This window comes from Peribacillus sp. FSL H8-0477 (assembly GCF_038002765.1).
Classification (GTDB): Bacteria; Bacillota; Bacilli; order Bacillales; family DSM-1321; genus Peribacillus.
In genome coordinates this window covers 503244-527908 of the sequence record NZ_JBBODE010000002.1, presented here as the reverse complement: position 1 = coordinate 527908, position 24665 = coordinate 503244, and the positions used below count along the sequence as shown (strand labels likewise).

Genomic DNA, 24665 nt, shown 5'->3' with positions numbered 1-24665 from the left:
TAGTACAACAATTATTTTAATTAAAGATATTAATCGGCGATGAATTTTATTCAGACAGGAGTAGTACTTTTCGCTAGACAAGATTTGGAGATGATATATATGCAAAAGAAACCGCTTTGGACGAAAGATTTCATCAGCGTCTCACTAAGCAGTTTTTTTATTTTTTTCACATTTTACGTCCTTCTAACAACCCTTCCCATTTTTGTTGTTGATCATTTAGAAGGTTCTGAAGCACAAATTGGACTTGTTGTTACTGTCTTCTTAATCTCTGCTGTAATCTGCAGACCGTTTACTGGAAAATGGATTGAAGACTTTGGAAGAAAAAAAATGCTCTATTTTTCGCTCATTATCTTTTTATTATCTGCTGTATTTTATATGGGGATAAAAAGTTTTCCTCTGCTTTTACTATTGCGTTTCATCCATGGTATCGGCTTTGGTATGGCCACAACAGTTTTAGGGACGATTGTAGCCGATTTGATCCCAGATGAACGTCGTGGCGAGGGAATGGGATATTACTCAATGTCCATGAATCTAGCTATGGTAGCTGGACCCTTTATGGGAATTATGATTGCCACTAAAACGACTTTCACCATTTTATTTATCATTTGTGGAATAGCCGCGTTCCTTGCCCTCATTCTTGGTTTCTTTGCAAAGTTCCCAGATCAGGTAAAAGGACCCGTGAAAATTAAAGAAAAAATGTCATTCAAATCACTTTTTGAAGTATCTACACTTCGTATTGCTGCCATTGCAGGAATTCTTTCATTTTCCTATGCAGGACTAATGGCTTTTATTTCTGTTTATGCTAAACAGCTCGGTCTCGTAGAAGCTGCTAGTTTTTTCTTTGTTGTATACGCTGTAACAATGATTGCCGCCCGTCCCTTTACTGGCCGGTGGTTTGATATGAAAGGTGAAAATGTTATTATCTATCCAGGTATGATCATTTTTGCAATAGGCTTGATTCTACTTAGCCAGGTACAATCAGCTGGATTGTTATTAGTATCAGGCGCAATTATTGGCCTTGGTTACGGAAGCTTGACACCCAGCTTCCAAACCGTTGCAATTAATCAAGCTGCCCCTCACAGACGCGGTGCAGCCACAGCCACCTTCTTCACCCTTTTCGATGGAGGATTTGCCCTAGGCTCTTTTACAATGGGCTTATTCGCAGCATCGGTCGGTTATGCCAAACTGTATCTTTATTGCGGTATCCTCGTGTTTCTTACTCTTCCGCTCTACTATTTTTTGCATGGAAGATATTCTAGTCAGCGCAAGGCAAGAACATAAATTTAGTAATCTAAAACCCAGCACGTCAAAAAAGATGACTGCCACCTACTTGAGAGGTTGCAGCCATCTTTTTTATTTATGGGTAACGAATGAAAAAACCGGTCGAGAAACTCGACAGGTACGTTATAGTTAGTCATGCTTAGGATATTTTCCTACAACATGGATTGCGCTAATAATCCTTTTGTTAATCCACGCCCGATTTTCCACCGTATTTAAACGATCAAATACAATTTTCCTACCAGTCTCTGTTGTTGCATAATGGTTCGGAAGATTGTTAAGACTGAGCACAATAATATCACTCTTGCATTTCCCACATTTACAAAACGTCTGATAATCAGGTCCCGTCATCATAAACGTTACAAGAGTAATCACAATTTCCTCCATTACATTTACATATTCTCTATCCACTTTTATCCACATCCGCTGTTTGAGTTCGCATGGCTTTCTATTCTCATATACGTTTTACAATCACATAAAGACGTTAGCTTAACATGCCTTAAGCTAACGTCTTGTTTAGAAACAATTTCTTACTGGTTAAGAGCTGTCCTCGGCATAATTAAAATTTCGACCCTTCTATTTTTAGCCTGTCCCTTTGCCGTTTGGTTAGATGCAATAGGACTGAATTCACCGTACCCTTTTGCACTAAACCATTGAGGATTTAGACTTTCATTTTCAAGAAGAATCTTCATGAAATTCACAGCCCTCATAACGCTTAAGTCCCAATTAGACTCATATTGATAGGTTTTAATTGGCACATTATCTGTATGTCCACTGATGACAATGCTGCGTGGTGGATTCATAATCAATAATTCCGCAATATCATTCGATATGTTCACATCTTTTTGTCGGATGACCGCACTACCAGATTCAAAAAGGACATTATCTCGTATTGTAAGCAGTAGTCCTTCATCCGTTAAAGATGTATCTAGCTTTTTAGCCAAATCATTTTTTTCAATAAACTGGTTTACTTTATCTTGTATTTCTTTTAGTTCTTTTTTCTCAACCATCCAAAGGGCTTCCGGATCATCTTCTTTTCCGGAAGACTTTTCATTCTCATCTGTTGTAGATGGAGTGACATCCTGAACAGGACTAGGATAATTTAGGACACCAGAACCACTCGTGAAAATTTGATTAAATACACTCGAAAGTTGTTGAAATTTATTGGCGTCAACCGAACTAGAAGCAAAAAGCACTATAAAAAGAGCCAGTAGTAAAGTCAAAATATCTGCATATGGAACCAGCCAAGACTCATCCATATGTTCTTCATGACGTACCTTCTTTTTCCTCCTAGCCATTTCCCTTCACTTCGCCTTCCAGCCATTTTTTCCGTTCATTAGCAGGCAAATAAGACGTTAGTTTTTGTTCAATCGTTCGGGGAGCTTCTCCTTCAATAATAGAAAGGATCCCTTCAATCATCATTTCTTTAATTCGTACCTCTTCTTTTGATTTTCTTTTTAACTTATTAGCGAACGGATGCCAAAGTACATAACCAGTATAAATCCCAAGCATAGTCGCAACAAAAGCTGCCGATATTGCATGACCTAATTCCTCTGTATTATCCATGTTGCCTAGTGCAGCAATCAGACCGAGTACTGCTCCAAGCACACCTAGCGTTGGAGCATATGTACCTGCTTGACTGAATATAGCTGCACCGCCAAGATGTCTCTCTTCCATAGCATCAATTTCTTCTGATAAAATATCACGAATATAATCGGCACTTTGTCCTTCTACCGCTAAATTTAACCCATTTTTTAAGAATTGATTTTCTATATCCTCAGAAATGACTTCCAACGCTAATAGTCCTTCTTTTCTAGCAATGACTGCCCATTCTGAAAATGTTCGGATAAGTTCTTCTGGCTTTGTTAAACGCTGTTCAGTAAATAGAATCTTGAACAACACAGGTACTTTTTTTAGTTCTGACATTGGAAAAGCTGTAGTAACAGCAGCAGCCGTCCCAACGAAAATGATAAGAATAGCTGCAGGATTGATTAATGCCGATAAACTTACCCCTTTTAACACCATACCAACACCAACAGCAATAATTCCAAGTAAAATTCCGATAAATGATGTTTTATCCATAATACACACCCAATCATATAAAGTGTTCTGCATTCACTTTTCTTTATATCGGTAACTAGTTAAAAAAAGTGAATGGATTCTGGATTTTTTGTAGAAATCAATTTTTAAAATAGAAAGAGCCCTACTAGGGATTCTAGTAAGGTTTCTCTATTTTTCTGAATATTATGTCGTTTCAATGACAAAAATGTCAAAATGAGTAAATTTTGTAATATTACTTAACTATACTGTAACCATACTTTATACCTATTTTTGATATAGTAAAACTACTAAAAGAGAGAAATATAGAGATTACTAAAAACCAGGGGGAAACACATGAAAAAGAATATATTCGCATCTGTGCTATCACTTTGTATATTAGGTAGTTTTCTAGTTCCTTTCGACTCGGCCAAAGCTTCTTATTCACCAGATCAAGTAGTATCAGTAAGCAAAAAGTACATTGGTGTTCGATACAAAACGGGTGGAATGAGCCCAGTAGGCTTCGATTGCTCTGGATTTGTATCCTATTCAATTAAAAAAGCTACTGGAAAGTCTCTTCCAAGAACGGCAGCACAAATGTTTTTAATAGGAAAGTACATAAAAAAGAATAGTTTAGAGAAAGGAGATCTTGTATTCTTTTCAAATGGTAAAAAACGAGCCAGTCATACAGGTATTTATGTTGGAAACAACAAATTCATTCACTCTTCTTCTTCCAAAGGGGTCCGTATCGACTCAATAAATGGTTCTTACTGGAAGAATAAATTTATTGGCGGTAAGCGATTATAGTTTTATTTTATAACAGCCATATAGTGGTTGTTTTTTTTATAGTCCAAGCACTATAACAGATGTTAATTTTATCGCTAAATATATAACAGATTATTTTAAATACTATAACAGTTTCACAAAGGATTCACATATATTTTAAAAATAACCAATTTTTCACTGTATGATAAGGATGTAAGCTATTACTAAATTAGTTATGTTTTTAAAAATAAATTAATCAAAGGACGGCGAAAAAACCATGAACCATTGGAGAAGTTTTATCGAAGGAAATTGGCAGTCTGAAGTAAATACACGTGATTTTATCGTAAACAATGTATCTCCTTATCAAGGTAATGCCGAATTTTTAGAAAAAGCTACAGAATCAACAGAAGTACTTTGGCAGCAAGTAATGGAGTTAACCGGAAAAGAGCGCGAAAATGGCGGAGTATTAGATATGGATACAAGAACTGTTTCTAGTATTACCTCACATGCTCCAGGTTATTTAAATAAGGATCTTGAAACGATTGTTGGAGTACAAACCGACCAACCATTCAAACGCAGCCTTCAACCATACGGCGGCATTCGCATGGCTCAAGCAGCATGTAATGCTTATGGATACGAGCTGGATAAAGAAATTGAACGAATCTTTACAGACTTCCGTAAAACACACAATCAAGGTGTATTTGATGCTTATACAGATGAAATGATGACTGCGCGTAAAGTTGGGATTATTACCGGATTACCAGATGCATATGGACGTGGAAGGATTATTGGCGATTATCGTCGTGTTGCATTATATGGGACTAACCGGCTAATTGAAGATAAGAAAAAGAGTCTTCAAAATACATCCACTACAATGACAGAGGATGTTATTCGCCTTCGGGAAGAGTTATCAGAACAAATTAGAGCCCTTCAAGAGTTACACACTATGGCCCTCTCTTACGGCTATGATGTATCACTTCCAGCTCAGAATGCTCGTGAAGCCTTCCAATGGCTGTACTTTGCGTATCTCGCAGCTATTAAAGAACAAAATGGAGCAGCAATGAGTCTTGGCCGTGTTTCTACCTTCCTTGATATCTATATTGAACGAGATCTTAATGAAGGAACATTAACGGAAGAAGAAGCACAGGAAATTGTCGATCATTTTATCATGAAACTTCGTCTAGTTAAATTTGCTCGTACACCTGACTATAATGAACTTTTCAGCGGTGATCCTACTTGGGTGACTGAAGCCATTGGCGGCATGGCTATTGACGGCAGAACACTTGTCACAAAAAACAGTTTCAGGTTCCTGCATACTCTTGAAAATCTTGGACCAGCACCTGAACCAAATCTTACAGTCCTTTGGTCTCCACAGCTTCCTGAAGAGTTTAAAAAATATTGTGCCAGCATGTCTATTAAAACCAGTTCCATTCAGTATGAGAATGATGATTTGATGCGATTAGAATATGGCGATGACTATGGAATTGCTTGTTGTGTATCTGCTATGAAGATTGGGAAGCAAATGCAATTCTTCGGTGCACGTGCCAATCTTGCCAAAGCTTTGCTTTATGCCATAAACGGCGGTGTTGACGAAAAACTGAAAGTTCAGGCTGGACCGAAAATGGCACCCATTACAAGCGATTATTTAGACTATGATGAAGTCATGGAACGGTATACACTCATGATGGATTGGCTTGCTGGATTGTATATCAATACCCTGAATGTTATTCATTATATGCACGATAAGTATAGCTACGAGCGCATTGAAATGGCCCTGCATGACACAGAAATCGTCCGAACAATGGCTACAGGTATTGCAGGACTCAGTGTTGTAGCTGACTCTTTAAGCGCTATAAAATTTGCAAACGTAAAAGTTATTCGCGACGATAACGGTATTGCAATAGATTATGTTATAGAAGGTGACTTCCCGAAATACGGAAATAATGATGACCGCGTCGATCAACTGGCTGTTAACTTGGTTGAGACCTTTATGTCTATGCTCAAGAAACACGCCACATATCGGCAATCTGTTCACACTCTATCCATCCTGACCATCACATCTAATGTTGTTTATGGTAAAAAGACTGGGAATACACCAGATGGCAGACGTGAGGGCGAACCGTTTGCACCTGGAGCAAATCCAATGCATGGCCGGGACACTAAAGGTGCACTAGCTTCCTTAGCTTCTGTAGCTAAACTTCCTTATCATCATGCACTAGATGGAATATCTAATACCTTCTCTATGGTTCCAAAAGCACTTGGTAAAGAAGAAGATGCTCAAAATGGCAATCTTGCTGCAATATTAGATGGTTATATCATGAAAAAAGGTCATCATTTAAACATAAACGTATTCAACCGTGAAACATTACTTGATGCAATGGATCACCCAGAGTTGTATCCACAATTAACAATTCGTGTATCTGGGTATGCTGTCAACTTTATTAAACTAACAAGAGAACAACAAATTGATGTAATTAATCGTACATTCCATGAAAATCTTTAATTAAAAACTAATAATTCGCCCCCACCCCCATGGAGGCGGTGAGAGGGCTGAAAGCAATGATTGGAAATATACATTCTGTTGAAACATGCGGCACCGTGGATGGTCCCGGTATCCGGTACATTATTTTTACACAGGGCTGTTTACTCCGCTGTCAGTATTGTCATAATCCTGATACTTGGAGCATCGGTTCTGGAAAAGATATTACCGTAGAAGAAGTTATTAAGGACTTAAAAGAATACCTTCCGTTTATCCGTGCTTCAAACGGTGGTATTACGGTAAGCGGCGGCGAACCACTGCTGCATTTACCCTTTGTTACAGAATTATTTAAAGAATGCAGGAAATTAGGTATCCATACGGCACTTGATTCTTCAGGCGGATGTTTTTCAGAAACACCGTTCTTTATCAGAGGACTTGATGAATTGCTAAAATACACCGATCTCGTTCTTCTGGATATCAAACATATTAATGATCAGAAGCACCGTAAGCTGACAGGTAAACCGAATGCACATATCCTTCGGTTTGCTCACTACCTGGATGAGAAGAACATTCCTGTTTGGATCCGCCATGTTCTAGTTCCTGGCATTACCGATTCCAAAGAGGATTTGACCAATCTTGGACAGTTTATCCGTACGCTAAGCAATGTAGAAAAGGTTGAGATTCTTCCTTATCATAAACTTGGCGTATACAAGTGGAATGTCTTAGGACTTACCTATCCGCTTGAGGATATACAGCCCCCTTCAGAAGAGGCTGTACAAAGCGCTTATCAACTGTTGAACGTTAAGAACTAAATGGAAGGCCGCACAAATATTGTGCGGCCTTCTTTATATCTTTCTTGAGTTGTGGGTGAAGCCCTTACACTAATCCCATCAGGAAAGGTAATATTCCAATCTTTCCCACCTAGATTAATACCTTCTTAATAGCATAGTTAAGTAGATTTGGCAGGACTTCCAAGGAAAATGGCAATTCTAGACGTTCCGTTCGTTTATGAGCATCTTTACCATAGGGTCCAATATTCAAACTTGGAATATCCAATGCTGCAATGGTTTCTAAAGGTAAATGATATCTTGTTCCATACAAAGGCAGCTCTTTTGCTAACGTCGGAATTACGTTTTCTGAATCCTGTAGACGGCAATAACTTACATCAGATAGACCCATGAAATATTTCTGAAGTTTCATCTCGACTCCAGTACCTTCAGCCTTTTTTTGAATATCATTTGCTAACTGTTTAATATTCACATCTTCTTTCAATGAGACATTCGGATAATAGGGTGGCGAAAGCATAATTAAATAAAATGGTGCCAGATCCGGGAAGTAATCACTTATCTTTTTCGCAAGAGAAATCGTCAATTCTCGGTAATCATTCACATCTTTATTCATGATGATTGTTAACAGTTCCTGTTCAAATGACTCCCCAAACCGTTGTTTCCCCAGATCATATAACATCGAATAAGTAAAAACTTTCGGAATGGCTTCATTAATACGTTGTTTGTATTCTAAGAAACCACTTGATATACAAGCTTTTTCCATTCGTTCCATTAATTCAGAAGCTGTCTGCTCTGCCAGCTTTTTCATTTTGGTTATCACATCTTCAGGAGTTTGTTTAATGGTAAAAATATTATAGAGTGCATATGCATGTGTCGGTGTCTGTACATTATATTGCTCCTTAAGATCTTCAATCTTAAGACAGATGGGCAAAGGACATGAAAAATCACTTTCCCTTTCAAGAAAAACCTCTGCCAGCTCCATATTTGAAGTAAATGCGGCCGCCATCCATGCAGCATTCACACCTGCAAACGGCTCCCCGACATGCGTTTCCTTTCCTACGCAAAACATAAGTGGCAGCATTTTCCCCGCTGAACCAAGATAAATGTATTTCGACTCATCACCTGGAAAACTCTCGAAGGATGGTTCTGTACATAGACATAAAGAATATTCGAGGTCATACTTCTTTTTTAACTTCATTAATAATTCGACACCTGCAAGCATTCCCGCCGAGTTTCGTTCCTCATCTGCAACGGAGAGGAGCAGGATGTTTCCAGAAAAGCACTCATCTTGACTCAGCTCTGATAATAAGCCTAATTCAATCGCGAGACCGGCTTTCATATCCATAACTCCCCTTCCAAATAACCAGTCACCTGTTTGTAGATCCTTACTTGCTTCCTCAGGAAGTTTAGATGCCTGTAAGAATTCCGTTAACTGTTCAGCATCGAAAGCTAATGGTTGTAAATTCCCATAATCTGCTGTTCCCACTACATCATAATGACTTAATAACACTACTGTTTTGCGGTTACTCTTTTCTTTTCCTTCTAATAGAGCCGCAACGTTGACTCGTTCAAACTCATCATTAGGTATATCTTCTGTAAAAATTTTGTTTGGATGGTTTTGAAAGTATGGAATCTCCCCTAATATTTCGACCAATTCTTCAGCCATACGCTTTTCGCCTAAAGTACCCGAAATACTTGGGACTTTGACTAGTCTTTTAACGATGCTTTCTAAATCTTCACGATTATTCCAATGAGGTCTTTGCAGCATTCCCTATCCCTCCAACACCAAGATGGTTACAAATCTACTATACTGAGGAAAAATAGATTTTTCGATAGGTAGTCAGTACTTTTAATGCGGAATTTGGTGGTTTTCCGAGAAAATTGTCCGGGAAATAATCTTATTGATAGAAATATGATATGAGGATCACAGTTTTTTGTGAGCACCGAATTCGAACAACAACCCGATACATTATGCTCCTCACCACATAAACATAATAAAAAATTGGCAAGAACTGTAGACTCCCTTTCCCTTAGAAATGCAAGACAGTTCAGTGAACATATAATCAAAAAAGAGTTCAGAATGTAGTTTTTCTGAACCCTCTATTAAAAAAGGGATGCCACGGACAAAAATTCGGGTCGAAGATTATTTTTCTTAAGTTGGACTTTCTATTTATTAGAAACCGTTATTTTCAGCTACATTCTTAAACCAATATCCGCTTTTTTTCACTGTTCTTTCAGTATCTTTATTAATGTCGACTGATACAAACCCATAGCGGTTTTTATAGGCATTGTTCCAGGACCAGCTATCCATGAAGGTCCACATATGGTAACCCTTCACATTAGAGCCCTCTTCCAACGCTTTATGAACCCATTTAAGATGCCCAGAAATGAATTCTATTCGGTAATCGTCCTGAATCATCCCTTTTTCATCTTGGAATTTTTCTTCACCTTCAACACCCATGCCATTCTCAGAAATGAAGCATTCAATATTACCATAATTCTCTCTTAAGTTGGTCAGAATATCATAAATGCCTTTTTCATAAACTTCCCATCCTCTATGCACATTCATTCTACGACCGGCCATAATATAGTTATCAAAATATCGTTCCGGCATGAATGGGCCATCTGGATTCGGCACATTATCTTTTGCCTTTACCCGCCTCGGCTGATAGTAGTTTACTCCTAGAAGATCAATGGTATTTTCCTTAATTGTTTGCAAGTCATCCTCTGCTATTTTAGGCATGAAGCCTTCCTCCATTAGAATATCCACAAGCTCAAACGGAAATTCTCCCTTCACGGAAGGATCTAGGAAGGACCGATTGAAAAATGCATCCGCAAGTATTGACGCTTTTAGATCAGCAGGATGCTGGCTTCTCGGATAGGAGGGAGTCAAATTTAGAATGATCCCAATCTTTCCGCCCAGATTCATTGATTTATAAATACGGATTGCCTTTGCACTGGAAAGAATAGTATGATAAGCCACCTGAACGGCTTTCTTAAAATCTACGATATTCGGATAATGGAAATCGTACAAGTATCCTCCTTCAACAGGAACAATCGGTTCATTGTGAGTAAACCACTTTTTCACCCTGTCACCGAATAAACGGAAGCAGGTCTCTGCATAGGCCTCATATGCTTCAATTGTTTCCCGACTTTCCCAGCCACCAATTTTCTGGAGGGCAAGCGGCATATCAAAGTGATATAGGTTTACGAAGGGCTCAATGTCATGAGCAAGCATCTCATTAATCACATTATTATAGAATTCCACAGCCTTCTCATTCCGTTCCCCGCGACCTTCTGGAAAAAGCCTCGACCAGGAAATCGATAAACGGAAGGAATTATGTCCGATTTCTTTCATCAGCCGAATGTCATCTTTATATTTGTAGTAAAATTGCGAGGTATCTTCTGGACCTATTCCATTAATGAAACGGTTTGGCTGTAGTTCATACCAATGATCCCAAATATTTTTTCCCTTGCCGTCGACATCAGAAGCCCCTTCCGTCTGGGTTGCTGATGCAGATGATCCCCACCAGAATTCTTCAGGAAAATGATAGTGTACCTTTTCAATGGGTGTATTTATGCTGATCATCTCCTTTTTAATTGGTTAGCCCATGTAAGGCTATGAACATTTAGTTATTAATTGTTTATAATATTTTTTTCTTGCTGTTCTGCTTCTTTTGCCTTTGTAACATTCGTTTTGTCTGATGCATTCAAGAATGGCAACCAGATAACAACACAATTACATAGTTCACTAGGTGCATGACAGCGCCCTTAACAGGACTTAAAGTAACTGGATTTATACAGTGCTCCATTTCCAATACCGGCGGATTACACCTTTTATATAGGACTGGTAGGGCATTCTTAGAAGATGTGGAACTGCCGAATGTTGGAGTATTTAATTTTCTCGTTCCTTTAGTTGAATTATTTGTTGAATCCGTACTTATCCTTGGTCTTTTCACGAGCTTCTCTATCCTGATGGGGCTGACCATGAATTTCGCGTTCCTGTTCTCTGGTACAGTCAGCACCGGCTAGTCCTATAAGAAATGTTCATCCTTGTAGCTGAATATAATGTACAGCCCAGTATCGTCTAGACCGTTATATCAGACCATTCTTGCGTAAGATAATAAAGAAAGACCGCGAAATATGATTCAATAGAAAGCCATTACTAATTAAAATAGTAGCTTCCACAATTGAGGCACCGATTGTAAATAAAGACTAACCTTCCTACAATCTTTTCTTTCCGCAAATAACCCTGTTCCTGGTACTTCAACAAATCCTTAGCGAAGCTATTAAGAACTCAAGAGGGTAGCCAATTTCCACATCAAACCTTCCTGGTTCTAACCTATATTGATGTTGGTTCCCAAATATCTCCAACTCTTCTTTTCCAAGTTTAAGCGTCACTGCCTTTGTTTTTCCAGCTGCTATCCATACCTTCTTAAATCCTTTTAACTCCCGCACTCTTCTCGTTATGCTAGATTCTTTACTATTAATATAAAGCTGAATAACATCATAGCCATCCGTGTCACCACAATTGGTAACATCTATTGTAATGCTAAACATTTGTCCATTTAAGAGATTATCTGCTGAAATTGATTGAACGGAGCAGCGAAGATTTTCATAAGTAAATGTCGTATAAGTAAGCCCAAATCCAAAAGGGAATAAACAGTTTCCTTCCATATCAAAATAGTCTTTCTTGTAATCACCGGATTTGTGATTATAAAATACAGGAAGCTGCATAGAAGATTTTGGGATGGAAACAGGTAATCTACCGCTGGGATTAACATGTCCAAACAATATTTCTGCAATGGCCTGTCCACCCATTTGCCCTGGATACCATGCACATAATATTGCTGGGGCATTGGCTGCAATCCATGGGATCGCGTGAGGACGTCCCTGTATTAAAATCGTAATGGTTGGAGTACCGGTCTTCATAATTTTCTGTAACAATTGCAACTGATGACCGCCCAGCTCTAAGTTCGCTAGGTCTACATTTTCACCGCAGTCCATTTCCTCTTCCCCAGTTGTATTGACGACCGCTCCATTTAAATCAAACTGTGCTTCAAAATCCCTTGTACTAGAGCCGCCTAATACCACAATAGCGACATCCGAGCTCTCAGCAAGGCTAATGGCCTTTTCAATTCCATCCGTATCTTTTGAACGAATCCCACATCCTTTTTCATAAACAACCTCTGTCTCCCCTGCAAACTCTCGAATTCCATTAAACACTGTAATAACATTTTCTTCTTTCTGGAATGGAGTGTAATCACCCAACTGATTATAGATTGAATTGGCATTGGGACCGATAACCGCTATTTTTTTAAAGTTGCTTTTTAATGGGAGAATTCCATTGTTTTTTAATAAAATAATCGATTGCCTTGCTGAATCTAAATTGATTTTTTCTCTTTCTCCTTTAGTTATAGACCTTTTGTTTTTAACATACGGATTTTCAAATAGTCCCATTTTAAATTTCAGAGTTAGCACTCTTTTTACTGCTGCATCCAACTTTTCTTCCCTAACAAAACCATCTTCAATCGCCTTTTCCAAGGTGGTAAATACATTATCCCAAAGACTTATATCCACTCCATTTTCAAGAGCTAGTGCTGCCGCCTTTTCCCTGGATTGCGTTAAGTTGACCAAAAGGTCAAGAGCGCATCCATCTGCCATAACAGCACCCTTAAATCCAAATTCCTCGCGTAGAATTTGATTGAGCAGATAGCCATTTGCATGACAAGGTATTCCGTCAATTTCATTATATGCGGCCATACATGCAAGTGCACCAGACTGAATGGCCGTCACCATGGGTGGTAGATGGATCTCTCTTAATTCTCTTTCACCTATTGAAGCTGGGGCAGCATTATGGCCGCCTGTTCCATTGCCTTGAGCTGCAAAGTGTTTTAGAACTGCGAAAAGTTTCCCCTCAGGAATATACTCACCTTTCTCTCCCTGCATCCCTTTTACCACCGCTTTGGTTAACTGGGAAGCTAGGTAGGGATCTTCACTAAAGCATTCCTCTGAACGCCCCCATCTTGGATCCCGCAGGATATCTAGTGTCGATACTAGTGCCAAATGAGCACCTTTTGCTCGTACTTCATCGGCAACAGCTGCCATCAACTTTTCATGTAAATCCGGGTTCCACGTAGCCCCTATGCCTAAATTAACGGGAGTAATCATGCTGTCGAGCCCTTGATGTCCATGAGAGCACTCCTCTGATAGCAGAACTGGAATACCTAGCCTAGTGTTTTCTTTTATATATTTCTGTATCATATTGGCTACTTCAGCACTTTCACTTTCGATGATTCCATTATCATAATGGATTCCTGACCATGGATCGGAACGAAACAGTCCGTAAATAACTCCTATTCCATCACCAAATTGTACTTGTTCTATAAATTTCTCCGTTAATTCATATCCTGTTTTTGTCCTTCTAAAGGCTTCCCACCCATACATTTTCTGGTTCACCTGACCTACCTTTTCCTTTAGACTCATTTTTGAGAGTAAAGATTCTACTTGTTTTGATACGCTATCTGGTTCTTTTACTGACCTAACTGAATTTTCCATTATTTCACCTCAGGTTTGTTTATGCAGCTCTGCTCAGGCTTTTCTTGAACAATCCTTCTAAGTCGCATTTCGCTCATTATCTTAGTGATTAGAATGTGACTAAAATCGTTTTTACTTCAAACGGTTTAAGATAGGAGGATAGTTTATTATTTTGAACGGGTACAACATCCTGCTTTTCCTCCAATAAGTTCGTTTCGTCTGCAGATTTGACCGGTTTTCCAAATGCCATTTGCACTTCCTCTCTTCCTCCGCTAGATTCGTACATTCTTACTACAATCCCAGTCCCATCTTCAGAGGGTTTAAGTGTATCTAGTATAGTATGTTTGCTCTTCATCTTGATAAAGGAATGCGAGCTTAGAAGATACCCTTTATGAGAGGAAGCACTAACAGGAACGACTGGATGATTCAGCTCATATCCACTCTTGACTACTTCTGCTTCTCTCCAGTCCCCCTCATGTGGAAGCAAAGAGTACATAAATTCGTGATCTCCCAAGTCAGCACCTGGATCAGGCCATTTAGAAGCTCTTAGTAAGGAAAGACGAAGTGTATTATGTTTTACGTCATACCCATACTTGCAGTCATTTAAAAGACTGACACCATAACCCGTTTCTGAAAGATCAGCAAAGCGATGGCCGCAAACTTCAAACTGTGCTTTTTCCCAGCTTGTATTAGTGTGTGTTGCTCTTTCTACTGCACCAAAGGGAATTTCAAATGTAGCTTTATGACAAAGAACATCGACAGGAAAGGCTACTTTTAATAATTTATGTTGCTCCTGCCAATTGACTTTAGTATAAAAGTCAATTCTCTTACTTTGATGATAAAGAATCATTTCTTGATGAATGGTAGAATCCGACAGTTGCCATTTAAAACGAAGTAAATCTTTTGTTTTCCCTCTTTGTACATCTTTGGCTAGTAAAACTATTGAGTCAGCATATTGGTCTTCAAATTCAGGGTCAATATCCCAGGCATCCCATACAATAGGACGGTCGTGAAATAATTGAAATTGATTGCCAAGTGCATCAGGAGCTAAAACTTCACGTCGAGCCTTTTTGTCATATAAGCGGCAAATTTCCCCTTTTTCATTCCACTCCACCACATAATATTCTGTTTCCCATTCACTACCCAGTTCCTCGTTGTTATTTTTACATGGATTTTCTTGTTCCTTTAACCAAATAGTTTTATATCCCATTTGAGGAATGTCAGACACATAAACAATTAACTCCAGCTCCCCACTTTCCAGGTGATTAATGTCTGATGGAAGCAGCTCACCTTCGCTGTTTACTGCGTTCTTACCTGCCAATTCAGATCCACCGATAATCCTGACTGTTTCAGACCTCGTCCAAGATAAACTATTAAATAAAAGAAAAGGGAGTCCTTCCCCTGTCGTATCTATTTGCTTTTCGAGTAATTGAAGGGCATTTTGCTTAACCTGTTCACCGTAATCAAATATTTTCTCATAATCAGCTTCAGATTTTTCATATACTTCAGGAATCGATGAACCCGGAATAATATCATGAAATTGGTTAAGAAGAAGTAATTTCCATTCTTTCTCCAACGAGGGAACAGCTCCAGCGTCTGCATAATAGGCCGCAATTACACTCCAAAATTCTGTTTCTCTAAAAAGAACCTCAGCCTTACGATTCGATTTCTTATTCCGAGCATGTGTCGTATACGTTCCACGGTGAAGTTCTAAATACATGTCTCCAACCCATGTAGGCAGATGAGGAGCTTCTTGATGAATACCATCAAAGAATTCATGTGCTGTACTATTTACAACCGCTGGAAATCCGGGAAGGGAGGCAGATCGATCTATATAATCAATCATTTCTTGTGTAACACCTCCACCTCCATCTCCATGTCCATAAAGCAACATTTGTTTTGGATAGACTTGTTTTTGCTTATAGCTTCTCCAGTGATTATTAATTTCTTTTGGATGGGTATATTCATTCAGACCATGATTTAAATACGAAAGTATTTGAGTTCCATCAATGCCCTCCCAATAAAATAAATCATATGGAAATGGATTTGTATCATTCCAGTTCATTTTAGTTGTCATAAAGTACTCTAATCCTGCCTTTTTTAACAATTGAGGAAGAGAAGCACAATAACCAAATGTATCTGGAAGCCACTCAATTCTTGGTTGCCGGCCGAATTCATCTTGATAGAACTTCATGCCGTATAAGAGCTGACGTACCAACGATTCGCCAGAAGGTATATTTAAGTCTGGCTCTACCCACATACCTCCGACAATTTCCCAACGTCCATCAATAATATGCTTTTTAACCCTCTGATAAATGTCAGGGTAAAATTCTTTTACAAATGCGTATGCTTGAGGCTGACTTTGAGCATATGTAAAGTTTGGATTCTCATCAAGTAAGGTACTCATCGTAGAAAAAGTTCGACTACACTTGCGGACGGCTTCCTTCATCGGCCATAACCAGGCCAAATCAATATGGGACTGACCGACCATTAACATCTGTCCTGGTAAGCTATACCGTATATCGACCAATTGTTTCTTCAGCTTTTCTTCGATTTTCTCTACCCATGAAACATTTCTTAAAGCTTCAGGTTTTTCAAATAGTATCTGGTGTTGCACTTCTTTCAAGGATTCAAATATTTTATATCTTATCAAATCATCTTCAGGGAGTAGTTTAGCCGTCTCTAAGTAACATGAAACTGTTGTTAAAAGACTTTTTATTGCTATATTAGGCAAGTCCAATCTCCCTTTTATTAGGTAAAGAGGGGGGGGATCAAACTCCGCAGGTTCATTCTGATGATTTAATTTATCAACTGCCTGGGGAGCAGGGTTAAACAATTCAATCTTAATAGTAATATTTTCTTTTACCCTTTCCATCTCAGGAAATGGTACATAATTTCTATTGCGATCAATCCCTTGATAAGGCATTTCATCTAAAAAAACCAATGCCTCATGATTGGTTGGCTCTCCATTAGCCCCAACCTGAAAAGTTAATCCAAATGGCTGATTTTTCCAGCTTTTTGGTATGAATACTTCCTTTTCAAGAAACATTGTGGTACCTGAATTGATTAACCAGTCACCATCATTTACAAAGCTTGACTCTGCAGGATCTAACTCATATTCGATAGGTTTTACATAAAAAGCTCGTTCTGTCTTCCAATCGGAAATTGGAATGCTCTCTAAAATTAGGTGATCTGCTAAATAACGAATTAATCTCTGTATTCTTTCCATTATGTATCCCTCCAGTACCTATCTTTTAAACTGAATGATAATGAGGTTTTGATTTTGCCCTATTTATTACGGGGACTATTAGACAGCAATTGAACAATTACTATGATCATTCATCCTATAAATATGCTTTCCTAGATTTCTTCAGCTCTTTCAATGGGTCTTCATCACGCAAAATGTAAGCTTTTTCATAATTCTAACAATAATTAATGAATCTTCCTATTGGGGAAAATATAGATTTATTGGAGAAAATAAAGAGCAATTATATAGGGAAAGTTGATAATAAAAAACGTATCATATTAAAATACGATACGTTTTCTCGTTGAAAAATTTAATATGTAACTGCTACAACTAATTTCTTTTTTGGCCTGCCAATAAAGAAAAAATGCAAATGATGAATCCTCTACTAATTACTTTTAAATCTTTCTCCATTCACTAGGTGTTGTTCCTACATTTTTCTTAAACTGTTTATAAAAATAAGTCGTATCAGAATACCCTACCTTTTTTCCGATGTCCCCTGCACGGAAATGAGTTGTTTTTAACAATTCTTTTGCTTTCTCCAACCTGTATCGATTAAGGTAGTCCGAGAATACCAAGCCAATTTCTTTTTGAAATAATTGACCTAAATAAATGGCATTTATATGAAATTGCTGACCAAGTGTTTTTAATGATAACCCTTCATTATAATGTGCATTAATATGCTGAAGCACATTTTGTACAATTGGACTTCTACTATAAATATGTTGGTTCATAGATTGGAGTAAACCTTGACAGTACTCTTTTAGGATTTCTGCCATATGGTCGATGTCAGTACTGTATACCATTCTTTCAACTGCTGCTGTATATTGAGAGAAATCATCATGAGGTATGGAATAGTGGATATAGCAAATTAAATCAAATGCGTATTTTTTCACTACTTGAGGAGAGATTAAATTTGGCTTCTCTGTTAAATCTTTAAAGAAATGATCAATTTGCATCAAAAAATCTTCTTCGGTATTCATTAACTTTTTCACGATATGTTCTTTAATTTCTTTTTGTCTCTTTAAATCCTCTTGCTGATCAATCGCTTGTTTACTTGAAATAAGAACATTAGGTTCTAAATTTAACTGAAGCAGACTGTATTCCCTAGCACTATTAAAACTATCCTCTAATTCTTCGAACATATTGATTGACTTTCCCATGGATAAATAAAATTGACCAGTCCCAAATTGTTCTTCAAGGAGATTATCAACTAGACTTTGGTTTTGTCTCAATACCCCCTCTTCCTCATTGCCTTTAAAGATAATTACGATTTCGTTAAAGGGGCTAAAGAGACAAAGAGCAGAATATTTCCATTCAATAAAGTTTCGAACATTTTTTAATATATAACTATCTTGATAATGCTCAATATTTAAGATGGATACACTATAAGACGTATCTTTAAATTCAAAATTGTATAATGACAACCTTTCCAGACAATCATGAAGAGCAATTCCACCATTAAGGTAGTTCCATAGTGTATTATCCAGCAGAGTTGTTTCCTCTTGCTGTTGGCTGCTGAACATAATCATATTTAACTTTTGTCCTACATTTTGTATGGATGCTAATAGTTCTTCTTCATCAACTGGTTTTAACAAGTAATTTTCAATTCCTAACAATAACCCTTCCTTAATAAACCGAAATTCTTGATACCCAGTTAAAACAATACACTTAACTAGAGGATTTAACTTCTTCACTTCTCGAATCAAATCTAAGCCGGACATTTCGTCCATTAAGATATCTGTGATCAGTATGTCAATGGGATGATTTATTATATAGGAAAGAGCATCCTCTCCGCTTTCAGCAGTATAGACTATTTCGAACCCATAATCCTCCCAATCTAAAATGGCCCGTAGTCCTTTCGTAATTAAGGGTTCATCATCTGCTAGTACTATCCTATACATGTTGTATCCCATGCACTGGAATGGTCAATGTAATTGTTGTTCCTTGGTCTTTGATACTAATTAAAGAAATTCCAAACTGGTCTCCATAAGCGAGCTTTAGGCGTTGATGAATGTTTCTTAAACCGATCGATATCATTTCATCACCCTTTTCATGATTAATATGTTGAATAATATTATTTAACTTATCTTCAGACATTCCTTTACCATTATCTTCAACGGATATTTTTATTAATTCTCCTACTCGTATAGCACGGATTAACAACTCATTATTAAATTGACCTTTTTTAAACCCGTGAACAAAATAGTTTTCAATAATCGGCTGGAGTATTAATTTTTGTACCATTGTTTGTTCCACATCAATAGGAATATCTATATGAATTTTTAACTTTTCAGGATATTTAAACTGCATTAAATTCAAGTATTGATTAACATACTCGATTTCTGTATAGATGGGTACGGTATCTTTAGATTCCAGGGTATAGCGAAAAAGCTTAGATAAAAGGAAAGTCATTTTACTAGATGTTTTCGAGCCCTCCACAACGGCAACCATCCGAATGGCTTCAAGTGTATTAAATAAAAAATGCGGATCTATTTGTGCCTGAAGAGCTTTTAATTTGGCTTGCTGCTGCTTAATATTTAACAGGTAATTATGTTCAATATAATTATTTAGTTCCGTTAACATCGAGTTGATATTGACAGCAATCTTAGATAATTCATCTTCTTGTTTTGATATCGGAATTCTCGCATCTAAATCTCCCTTTTCTACCCTGCGTATAATTGCTACGATATTATGAATTCTCCGAGAATAATTTCTAGTAAATGAATAAGTTATTAAAATAGCAGCAAAAATGAGAAAACTAATAACGCCCCACATTGTTCCTCTGACAATCGTCAGCTTCTGCCATCCCTTATTAGGAATGGCACTTACATAAATATAATCTCCCTTATTGGCAATAGTGTTTATATAATACTTCTCATGTTTCCACTTCATTTTCATTTCATTTGTTTCTAATTTTAATTGGTGGATCATATCTACAGGGATACCTTTATTAACCGAATAAATAATCGTTCCCTCTCCATCCATTAAAAAGAAAGATACTGGTGTGCCTTCGTGCTTTCTTAACATCTTGTCTAACCACTCTGTTGAATAATAAAAAGAAATTTCCCCGATTTTTTTAAGAGTTACCGGATTATTTAGGGTAGTTTTTTTGGTAATTGTATTTCTTAACTTTCGTTGATGTAACAAAACACCCCTGCTTAAATTCGGTATTCCTTGTGAAAGAGAAGGATCGGCGTTCGTATCATAGTCAATTACGCTTTTATTCCAACGAATATTATTATTGATTAATAGATATTCAATTGACGAATTCTCAAAAGACCGCAAACTAATAGCATTTAAATCTATATCCTGACTGAAATAACCATTAAAATACGTATCAATATTATTAGGGGTAAAAGACTTACTATTAGAAAATTCGTCTAAATGATATTCTAAATATTTTCCATATCCATTATGCAGAGCGAAGGATATATCCTCTATCATATCCCCTTTAATATAAAGATCTCTTATAGCCCTATTAATGTCTATATCCTTAGATGAAAAATAATCTTCTACTCTTTCTAATGTTCGCGTATTGATATTAACTTCTTTTTGAATAATAATATCTGAATAATAATTTGAAATGATAACAATAAGTATGATAACGGTTACAATAATTGTAATAGAAGTTATTAAAAATAGTCTATTAAATACATTCTGTATAAAGCGTCCTTTTAATTCCATATGGTCCCTCTAATTTACTAATTATTTCGTTAATTATAACACAATGAAGCTACGTTCTTTAGATACAATACAAAGTTGTATAAGTGAAATAAAATCAAGCCAGAATATTCCAGCTTGATTTTGTAATTAATTTTGTTTGCTTTTCCATTCATCATATTGCTTTTGAATTTCTTTTAACACTTTATCGATTCCCGCATTTTTCAGCTTTTCATTAAATTTAGGCAGATATTCTTCTGGTTTCACAGACCCTGTTGCAAGAGCTGGATAAAACTCTTTCGAAATGTTCGTAATGGAAGCAAGTTCTGAACGAACTGGATCACTATTGAAATTGAAACCAAGTGATGGTGACTTAACGGCAGAAGCATTAAATTCTTTGAATTTTTCCCATTTATCTTTAGGATCCTCTTTGTAAAGATTTAAAATAAAGTGATTTCCTAAAGAATAGGACGGCATATTATAGTTGTCAATACGTGCAGGGAGATCTTCAATTGTCCCATCTTCGTCTTTCTTATAATGAGTGCCTTCAATTCCTTTATCTACTAAGTTGCGAAGATATGGATCAGTATTAAGCAACGTCAGGAATTCCATCGCCTTTTTGGGGTTCTTTGATGTTGCTGAAATGGCCTGAATTGAACCAGAAACGGAATCATTTACAATGGTTGGCTGTTCTGCAGGTGCAGACACTACCTCGTATTTAGCTGAACGGCTCCATAATAAATCTGCATATGGCTGTGAACCTCCCATCCGGACAAACCAATTTTCCACATCCATTGGCCAGGTGTCTTTACTAGTTGCTGCATCCTCTTTTATGTAGCCAGCTTTATAATATTTATGCATGGTTTTAAGTGTATTCATTGCCTCATCTGTTTCAAATGGATTAATTACACGCTCTGTATCCCCATCAAATGGGAAGGCAAATGGCATTTCTCCATTAAAAACATAGTCATAGCGTAAAAATGCTTTAAATGTTGCGACTGGGGTAACACCGGATTCTTTTTCCTTAATAGTTTTAAGCATTGGCTCTAAGTCTTCTAGAGTTTTCACGTTTGAAATATCAAAGTTGTACTTGTCTACAAGACGTTTATTAAACGTATACACACTTTGTCTAGCAACTTCTTTATTTGCAGGAACACCGTAAATTTTCCCGTCAACCTTAATTCCTTCTAAAAACTCAGGATCAATAACCTCTACTAACTCTTTCCCTTCATTATTTAGCATATCATCAAGAGCTAAAAATGCACCTTTTTGAGAATTTTGTACATAATCTGTTCCATTTGTAAAAATGATATCAAATTGTTCACCTGAATTAATCATAACTTGTGACTTTTGAGCCCAATCTCCCCAATCAATCTGAGTCATTTTCACAGTGGCATTTATTTTTTCCTTTAGGTATTTATTTACTTCTGCAAATACTTTTTCCTTATCATTTTGCGGTGTTCCAATAGTGAACCATTTTATTTCATACGGCTCCCCATTCTTTCCGCCTTTTACTTCGGTGGAGCTTTCTTTACCAGTACATGCGGAAAGAACCATTCCAATAGATAGAACAAGTGTAAGCACTACCATAAACCTTTTTTTCATACTTTCTTCGCCTCTTTCTTTATTATTCTTTAACGCCGCCAATAGTTAGTCCGCTAATAAAGTACTTTTGAAAGAACGGGTAAGAAACTGCTATTGGTAATGTGGCGATAACGACCATTGCCATTTTAGCTGACTCTTGCGGGATAGTATCGAACAAACTTTGTTGCATTAAGCCAACATCTAAATTTTGTCTCATAAATTCAAGATTTGCTTCTATTTTCATCAGCAATGACTGCAACGGCACTAAGTTAGGGTTATCTATATACAACAAAGCCGCGAACCAATCATTCCAATATCCTAATGTACTAAACAAAGCAATTGTAGCAATTCCTGGTAATGAAAGCGGGAAGATAATTTGAAAGAAAATCCTCCATTCACTAGCTCCATCCATTCTCGCTGATTCCAATATTGATTCAGAAACTGACTTTAGAAAGAATGTCCTCATAATGATGATATAAAATGCGTTCATCGCAAGCGGAAGTATTAGTGCCCATATTGTATTTTTCAATCCCAAAAATTGAGTTACAATTATATAAGTTGGTACTAGACCACCACTGAATAACATCGTAAAAAAGGCAAGAAATGTAAAAAATCTCCGGTACTTAAATTGCGGTCTGGAAATAGCGTAGGCATAAAAGGTAATCATTAACACACTTATAACAGTCCCGATTATAGTAACAAGAATAGTAACACCATACGAACGGAGTAATTGCTCCTTCATACTCCATAAATATTGATACGCATCTGTACTCCACTCTTTTGGAAACAGTTGAAACCCATTTCTTACAATACTTTCTTCACTAGTAAAAGAAATTATGATGACATAGATAAAAGGAAAAATACAGATGAACGCTAATATTCCCAGGAATACACTAATAAGTCTGTTTACAACTGGAGAAATTTCTTGTGGATTACGATACTTTTTCCTTACATTTCTCCCGCCCCGTTTCACCTCTTCTAGTGAGTCTGAAATAACAACTGATGTTTGATTTTGTAGTTTAGCCATAAAGTTAGCCGCTAAGCGACGTTCCCTCCTTCCCGACGAAAAAAATTTAAAACAATGCACTTTCCTCATCAATTTTCCTGACTATGAAATTCGTAATCATGACAAGAGCAAATCCTACAACAGACTGATAAAGACCCGCTGCCGTACTCATACCAATGTCTCCAAGATTCATAAGACCTCGATATACAAAGGTATCAATAACGTTTGTAGCCGAATACAATGCTCCAGAATCTCTTGGAACTTGATAAAACAACCCAAAGTCCGAATTGAAAATTCTTCCAATATTCATAATAGTTAAGATGACCATTAATGGCTTAAGCATCGGCAAGGTGATATGTTTAATCTGCTTCCATTTTGAAGCACCATCAATCATAGCTGCCTCGTAATAAGTTCGGTCAATTCCTACTATGGAAGCTAAATAAACAATACTCCCGTACCCTACACCTTTCCATAAGCTCATAAATACCAAAATAAACGGCCAATATTTTGATTCGTTATACCATGATATTGGATCTATATGAAACCAACTGAGTACATGGTTCATTAGACCATGATCTGTACTTAAGAAAGTAAAAACAAAATAGCTACCAATAACCCAAGAAATAAAGTGTGGGAAAAGTATAGAAGTCTGATAAACCTTGGATAATTTTTTATTCACCAGCTCATTAAGGAGGATGGCTGTTGCTACAGCTGCTATGAGCCCAACGACTATAAAGATAATATTATATACGAGGGTATTCCTAGTTATAATCCATGCATCATTCGTGCTAAATAAATACTTAAAATTATCCCAACCTACCCATTCACTACTTATCACACTTGCAAAAAAACCATCCGGATTGATTCGGAATTTCTTAAAAGCTAGTACTTGTCCAAACATTGGTAAATAGGAGAATACTAATAACCAAATAGTGCCTGGAAGTACCATAAGAAGCCAGACTCGATTTTTATATAGGTCACGTGCAATTCTTTTCAAGTATGTTTCCTCCTCCAATCTATGTAATCGCTTTCATAACTATATTTTATAACGTTGGAAGCATAATTAATAGTTGACTAATTTATGATTAACTGAAATATTCTTTGAAATAGGACTTTCTCCCTCGTATTCGCTACACAACAAGATTCGTAAAATTCTTATCTTCCTGGTTCAGTCCAATTGATTTGCAACACCTCTCCTTGAATGATCTTCTTCAAAAAATGAATAATGAGAATTCGTCTATGTACTTTCTTTTAATATTCCATTAGAAGCTAACCGTCAAATCG

Annotated in this window: 16 protein-coding genes; 4 read left to right on the top strand and 12 right to left on the bottom strand. The window is 37.0% G+C overall.

Going from position 1 to position 24665, the window contains the following annotated elements:
• Positions 1-99 precede the first annotated feature (99 nt).
• Complete coding sequence (locus MHI18_RS14250; protein ID WP_340848282.1) at positions 100-1281, top strand: MFS transporter; 1182 nt, start codon at positions 100-102, stop codon at positions 1279-1281.
• Positions 1282-1410: 129 nt separating this feature from the next.
• On the opposite strand, the gene MHI18_RS14245 is transcribed toward MHI18_RS14250, so the two are convergent.
• The 3 genes from MHI18_RS14245 to motA form a co-directional block, all read right to left on the bottom strand.
• Positions 1411-1665, bottom strand: coding sequence for a late competence development ComFB family protein (locus tag MHI18_RS14245; RefSeq protein ID WP_340848280.1), 255 nt, complete (start codon positions 1663-1665; stop codon positions 1411-1413).
• A gap of 143 nt (positions 1666-1808) precedes the next feature.
• Entirely contained in the window at positions 1809-2576 is a 768-nt protein-coding gene (gene motB / locus MHI18_RS14240; RefSeq protein WP_340848279.1) for a flagellar motor protein MotB, read from the bottom strand.
• Positions 2569-3360: a flagellar motor stator protein MotA gene (gene motA, locus MHI18_RS14235; protein ID WP_340848277.1), complete on the bottom strand. Its 792-nt coding sequence runs from the start codon at positions 3358-3360 to the stop codon at positions 2569-2571. The genes motB and motA overlap by 8 nt, the downstream gene beginning before the upstream one ends.
• A gap of 312 nt (positions 3361-3672) precedes the next feature.
• On the opposite strand from motA, the gene MHI18_RS14230 reads away from it, so the two are divergent.
• The 3 genes from MHI18_RS14230 (at position 3673) to pflA (ending at position 7371) form a co-directional block, all read left to right on the top strand.
• The gene (locus MHI18_RS14230) at positions 3673-4122 is read left to right on the top strand and encodes a C40 family peptidase (RefSeq protein ID WP_340848276.1); all 450 of its coding nucleotides are present in this window, start codon (positions 3673-3675) and stop codon (positions 4120-4122) included.
• Between the two features lie 235 nt (positions 4123-4357).
• Positions 4358-6583, top strand: coding sequence for a formate C-acetyltransferase (gene pflB / locus MHI18_RS14225; protein ID WP_340848274.1), 2226 nt, complete (start codon positions 4358-4360; stop codon positions 6581-6583).
• 56 nt (positions 6584-6639) lie between these two features.
• Positions 6640-7371, top strand: a complete 732-nt coding sequence (gene pflA, locus MHI18_RS14220) for a pyruvate formate-lyase-activating protein (RefSeq protein WP_340848273.1) — start codon at positions 6640-6642, stop codon at positions 7369-7371.
• A gap of 109 nt (positions 7372-7480) precedes the next feature.
• Here the strand turns inward: pflA and MHI18_RS14215 are convergent, their stop codons facing one another.
• From MHI18_RS14215 to MHI18_RS14175, 9 genes are all read right to left on the bottom strand, one after another.
• The gene (locus MHI18_RS14215; protein WP_340848271.1) at positions 7481-9115 is read right to left on the bottom strand and encodes a M20/M25/M40 family metallo-hydrolase; all 1635 of its coding nucleotides are present in this window, start codon (positions 9113-9115) and stop codon (positions 7481-7483) included.
• Between the two features lie 405 nt (positions 9116-9520).
• Complete coding sequence (locus MHI18_RS14210) at positions 9521-10936, bottom strand: glycoside hydrolase family 1 protein (protein WP_340848269.1); 1416 nt, start codon at positions 10934-10936, stop codon at positions 9521-9523.
• A 677-nt stretch (positions 10937-11613) separates the two neighbouring features.
• A complete protein-coding gene (locus tag MHI18_RS14205) occupies positions 11614-13905 on the bottom strand; it encodes a glycoside hydrolase family 3 N-terminal domain-containing protein (RefSeq protein ID WP_340848267.1) in 2292 nt (763 codons plus the stop codon).
• An 88-nt stretch (positions 13906-13993) separates the two neighbouring features.
• Positions 13994-17113, bottom strand: coding sequence for an alpha-mannosidase (locus MHI18_RS14200; protein WP_340848265.1), 3120 nt, complete (start codon positions 17111-17113; stop codon positions 13994-13996).
• Between the two features lie 413 nt (positions 17114-17526).
• On the bottom strand, positions 17527-19032 hold the full coding sequence (locus MHI18_RS14195; RefSeq protein ID WP_340848263.1) for a response regulator transcription factor: 1506 nt from the start codon (positions 19030-19032) through the stop codon (positions 17527-17529).
• Entirely contained in the window at positions 19025-20815 is a 1791-nt protein-coding gene (locus MHI18_RS14190) for a sensor histidine kinase (RefSeq protein WP_340848262.1), read from the bottom strand. Before MHI18_RS14190 ends, MHI18_RS14195 begins: the two co-directional genes overlap by 8 nt.
• Positions 20816-20941: 126 nt before the next feature.
• The gene (locus tag MHI18_RS14185) at positions 20942-22396 is read right to left on the bottom strand and encodes an ABC transporter substrate-binding protein (protein WP_340848261.1); all 1455 of its coding nucleotides are present in this window, start codon (positions 22394-22396) and stop codon (positions 20942-20944) included.
• Positions 22397-22418: 22 nt separating this feature from the next.
• A complete protein-coding gene (locus tag MHI18_RS14180) occupies positions 22419-23402 on the bottom strand; it encodes a carbohydrate ABC transporter permease (RefSeq protein ID WP_340848260.1) in 984 nt (327 codons plus the stop codon).
• A 46-nt stretch (positions 23403-23448) separates the two neighbouring features.
• A complete protein-coding gene (locus MHI18_RS14175) occupies positions 23449-24330 on the bottom strand; it encodes an ABC transporter permease (protein ID WP_445670035.1) in 882 nt (293 codons plus the stop codon).
• Between the last annotated feature and the right edge of the window lie 335 nt (positions 24331-24665).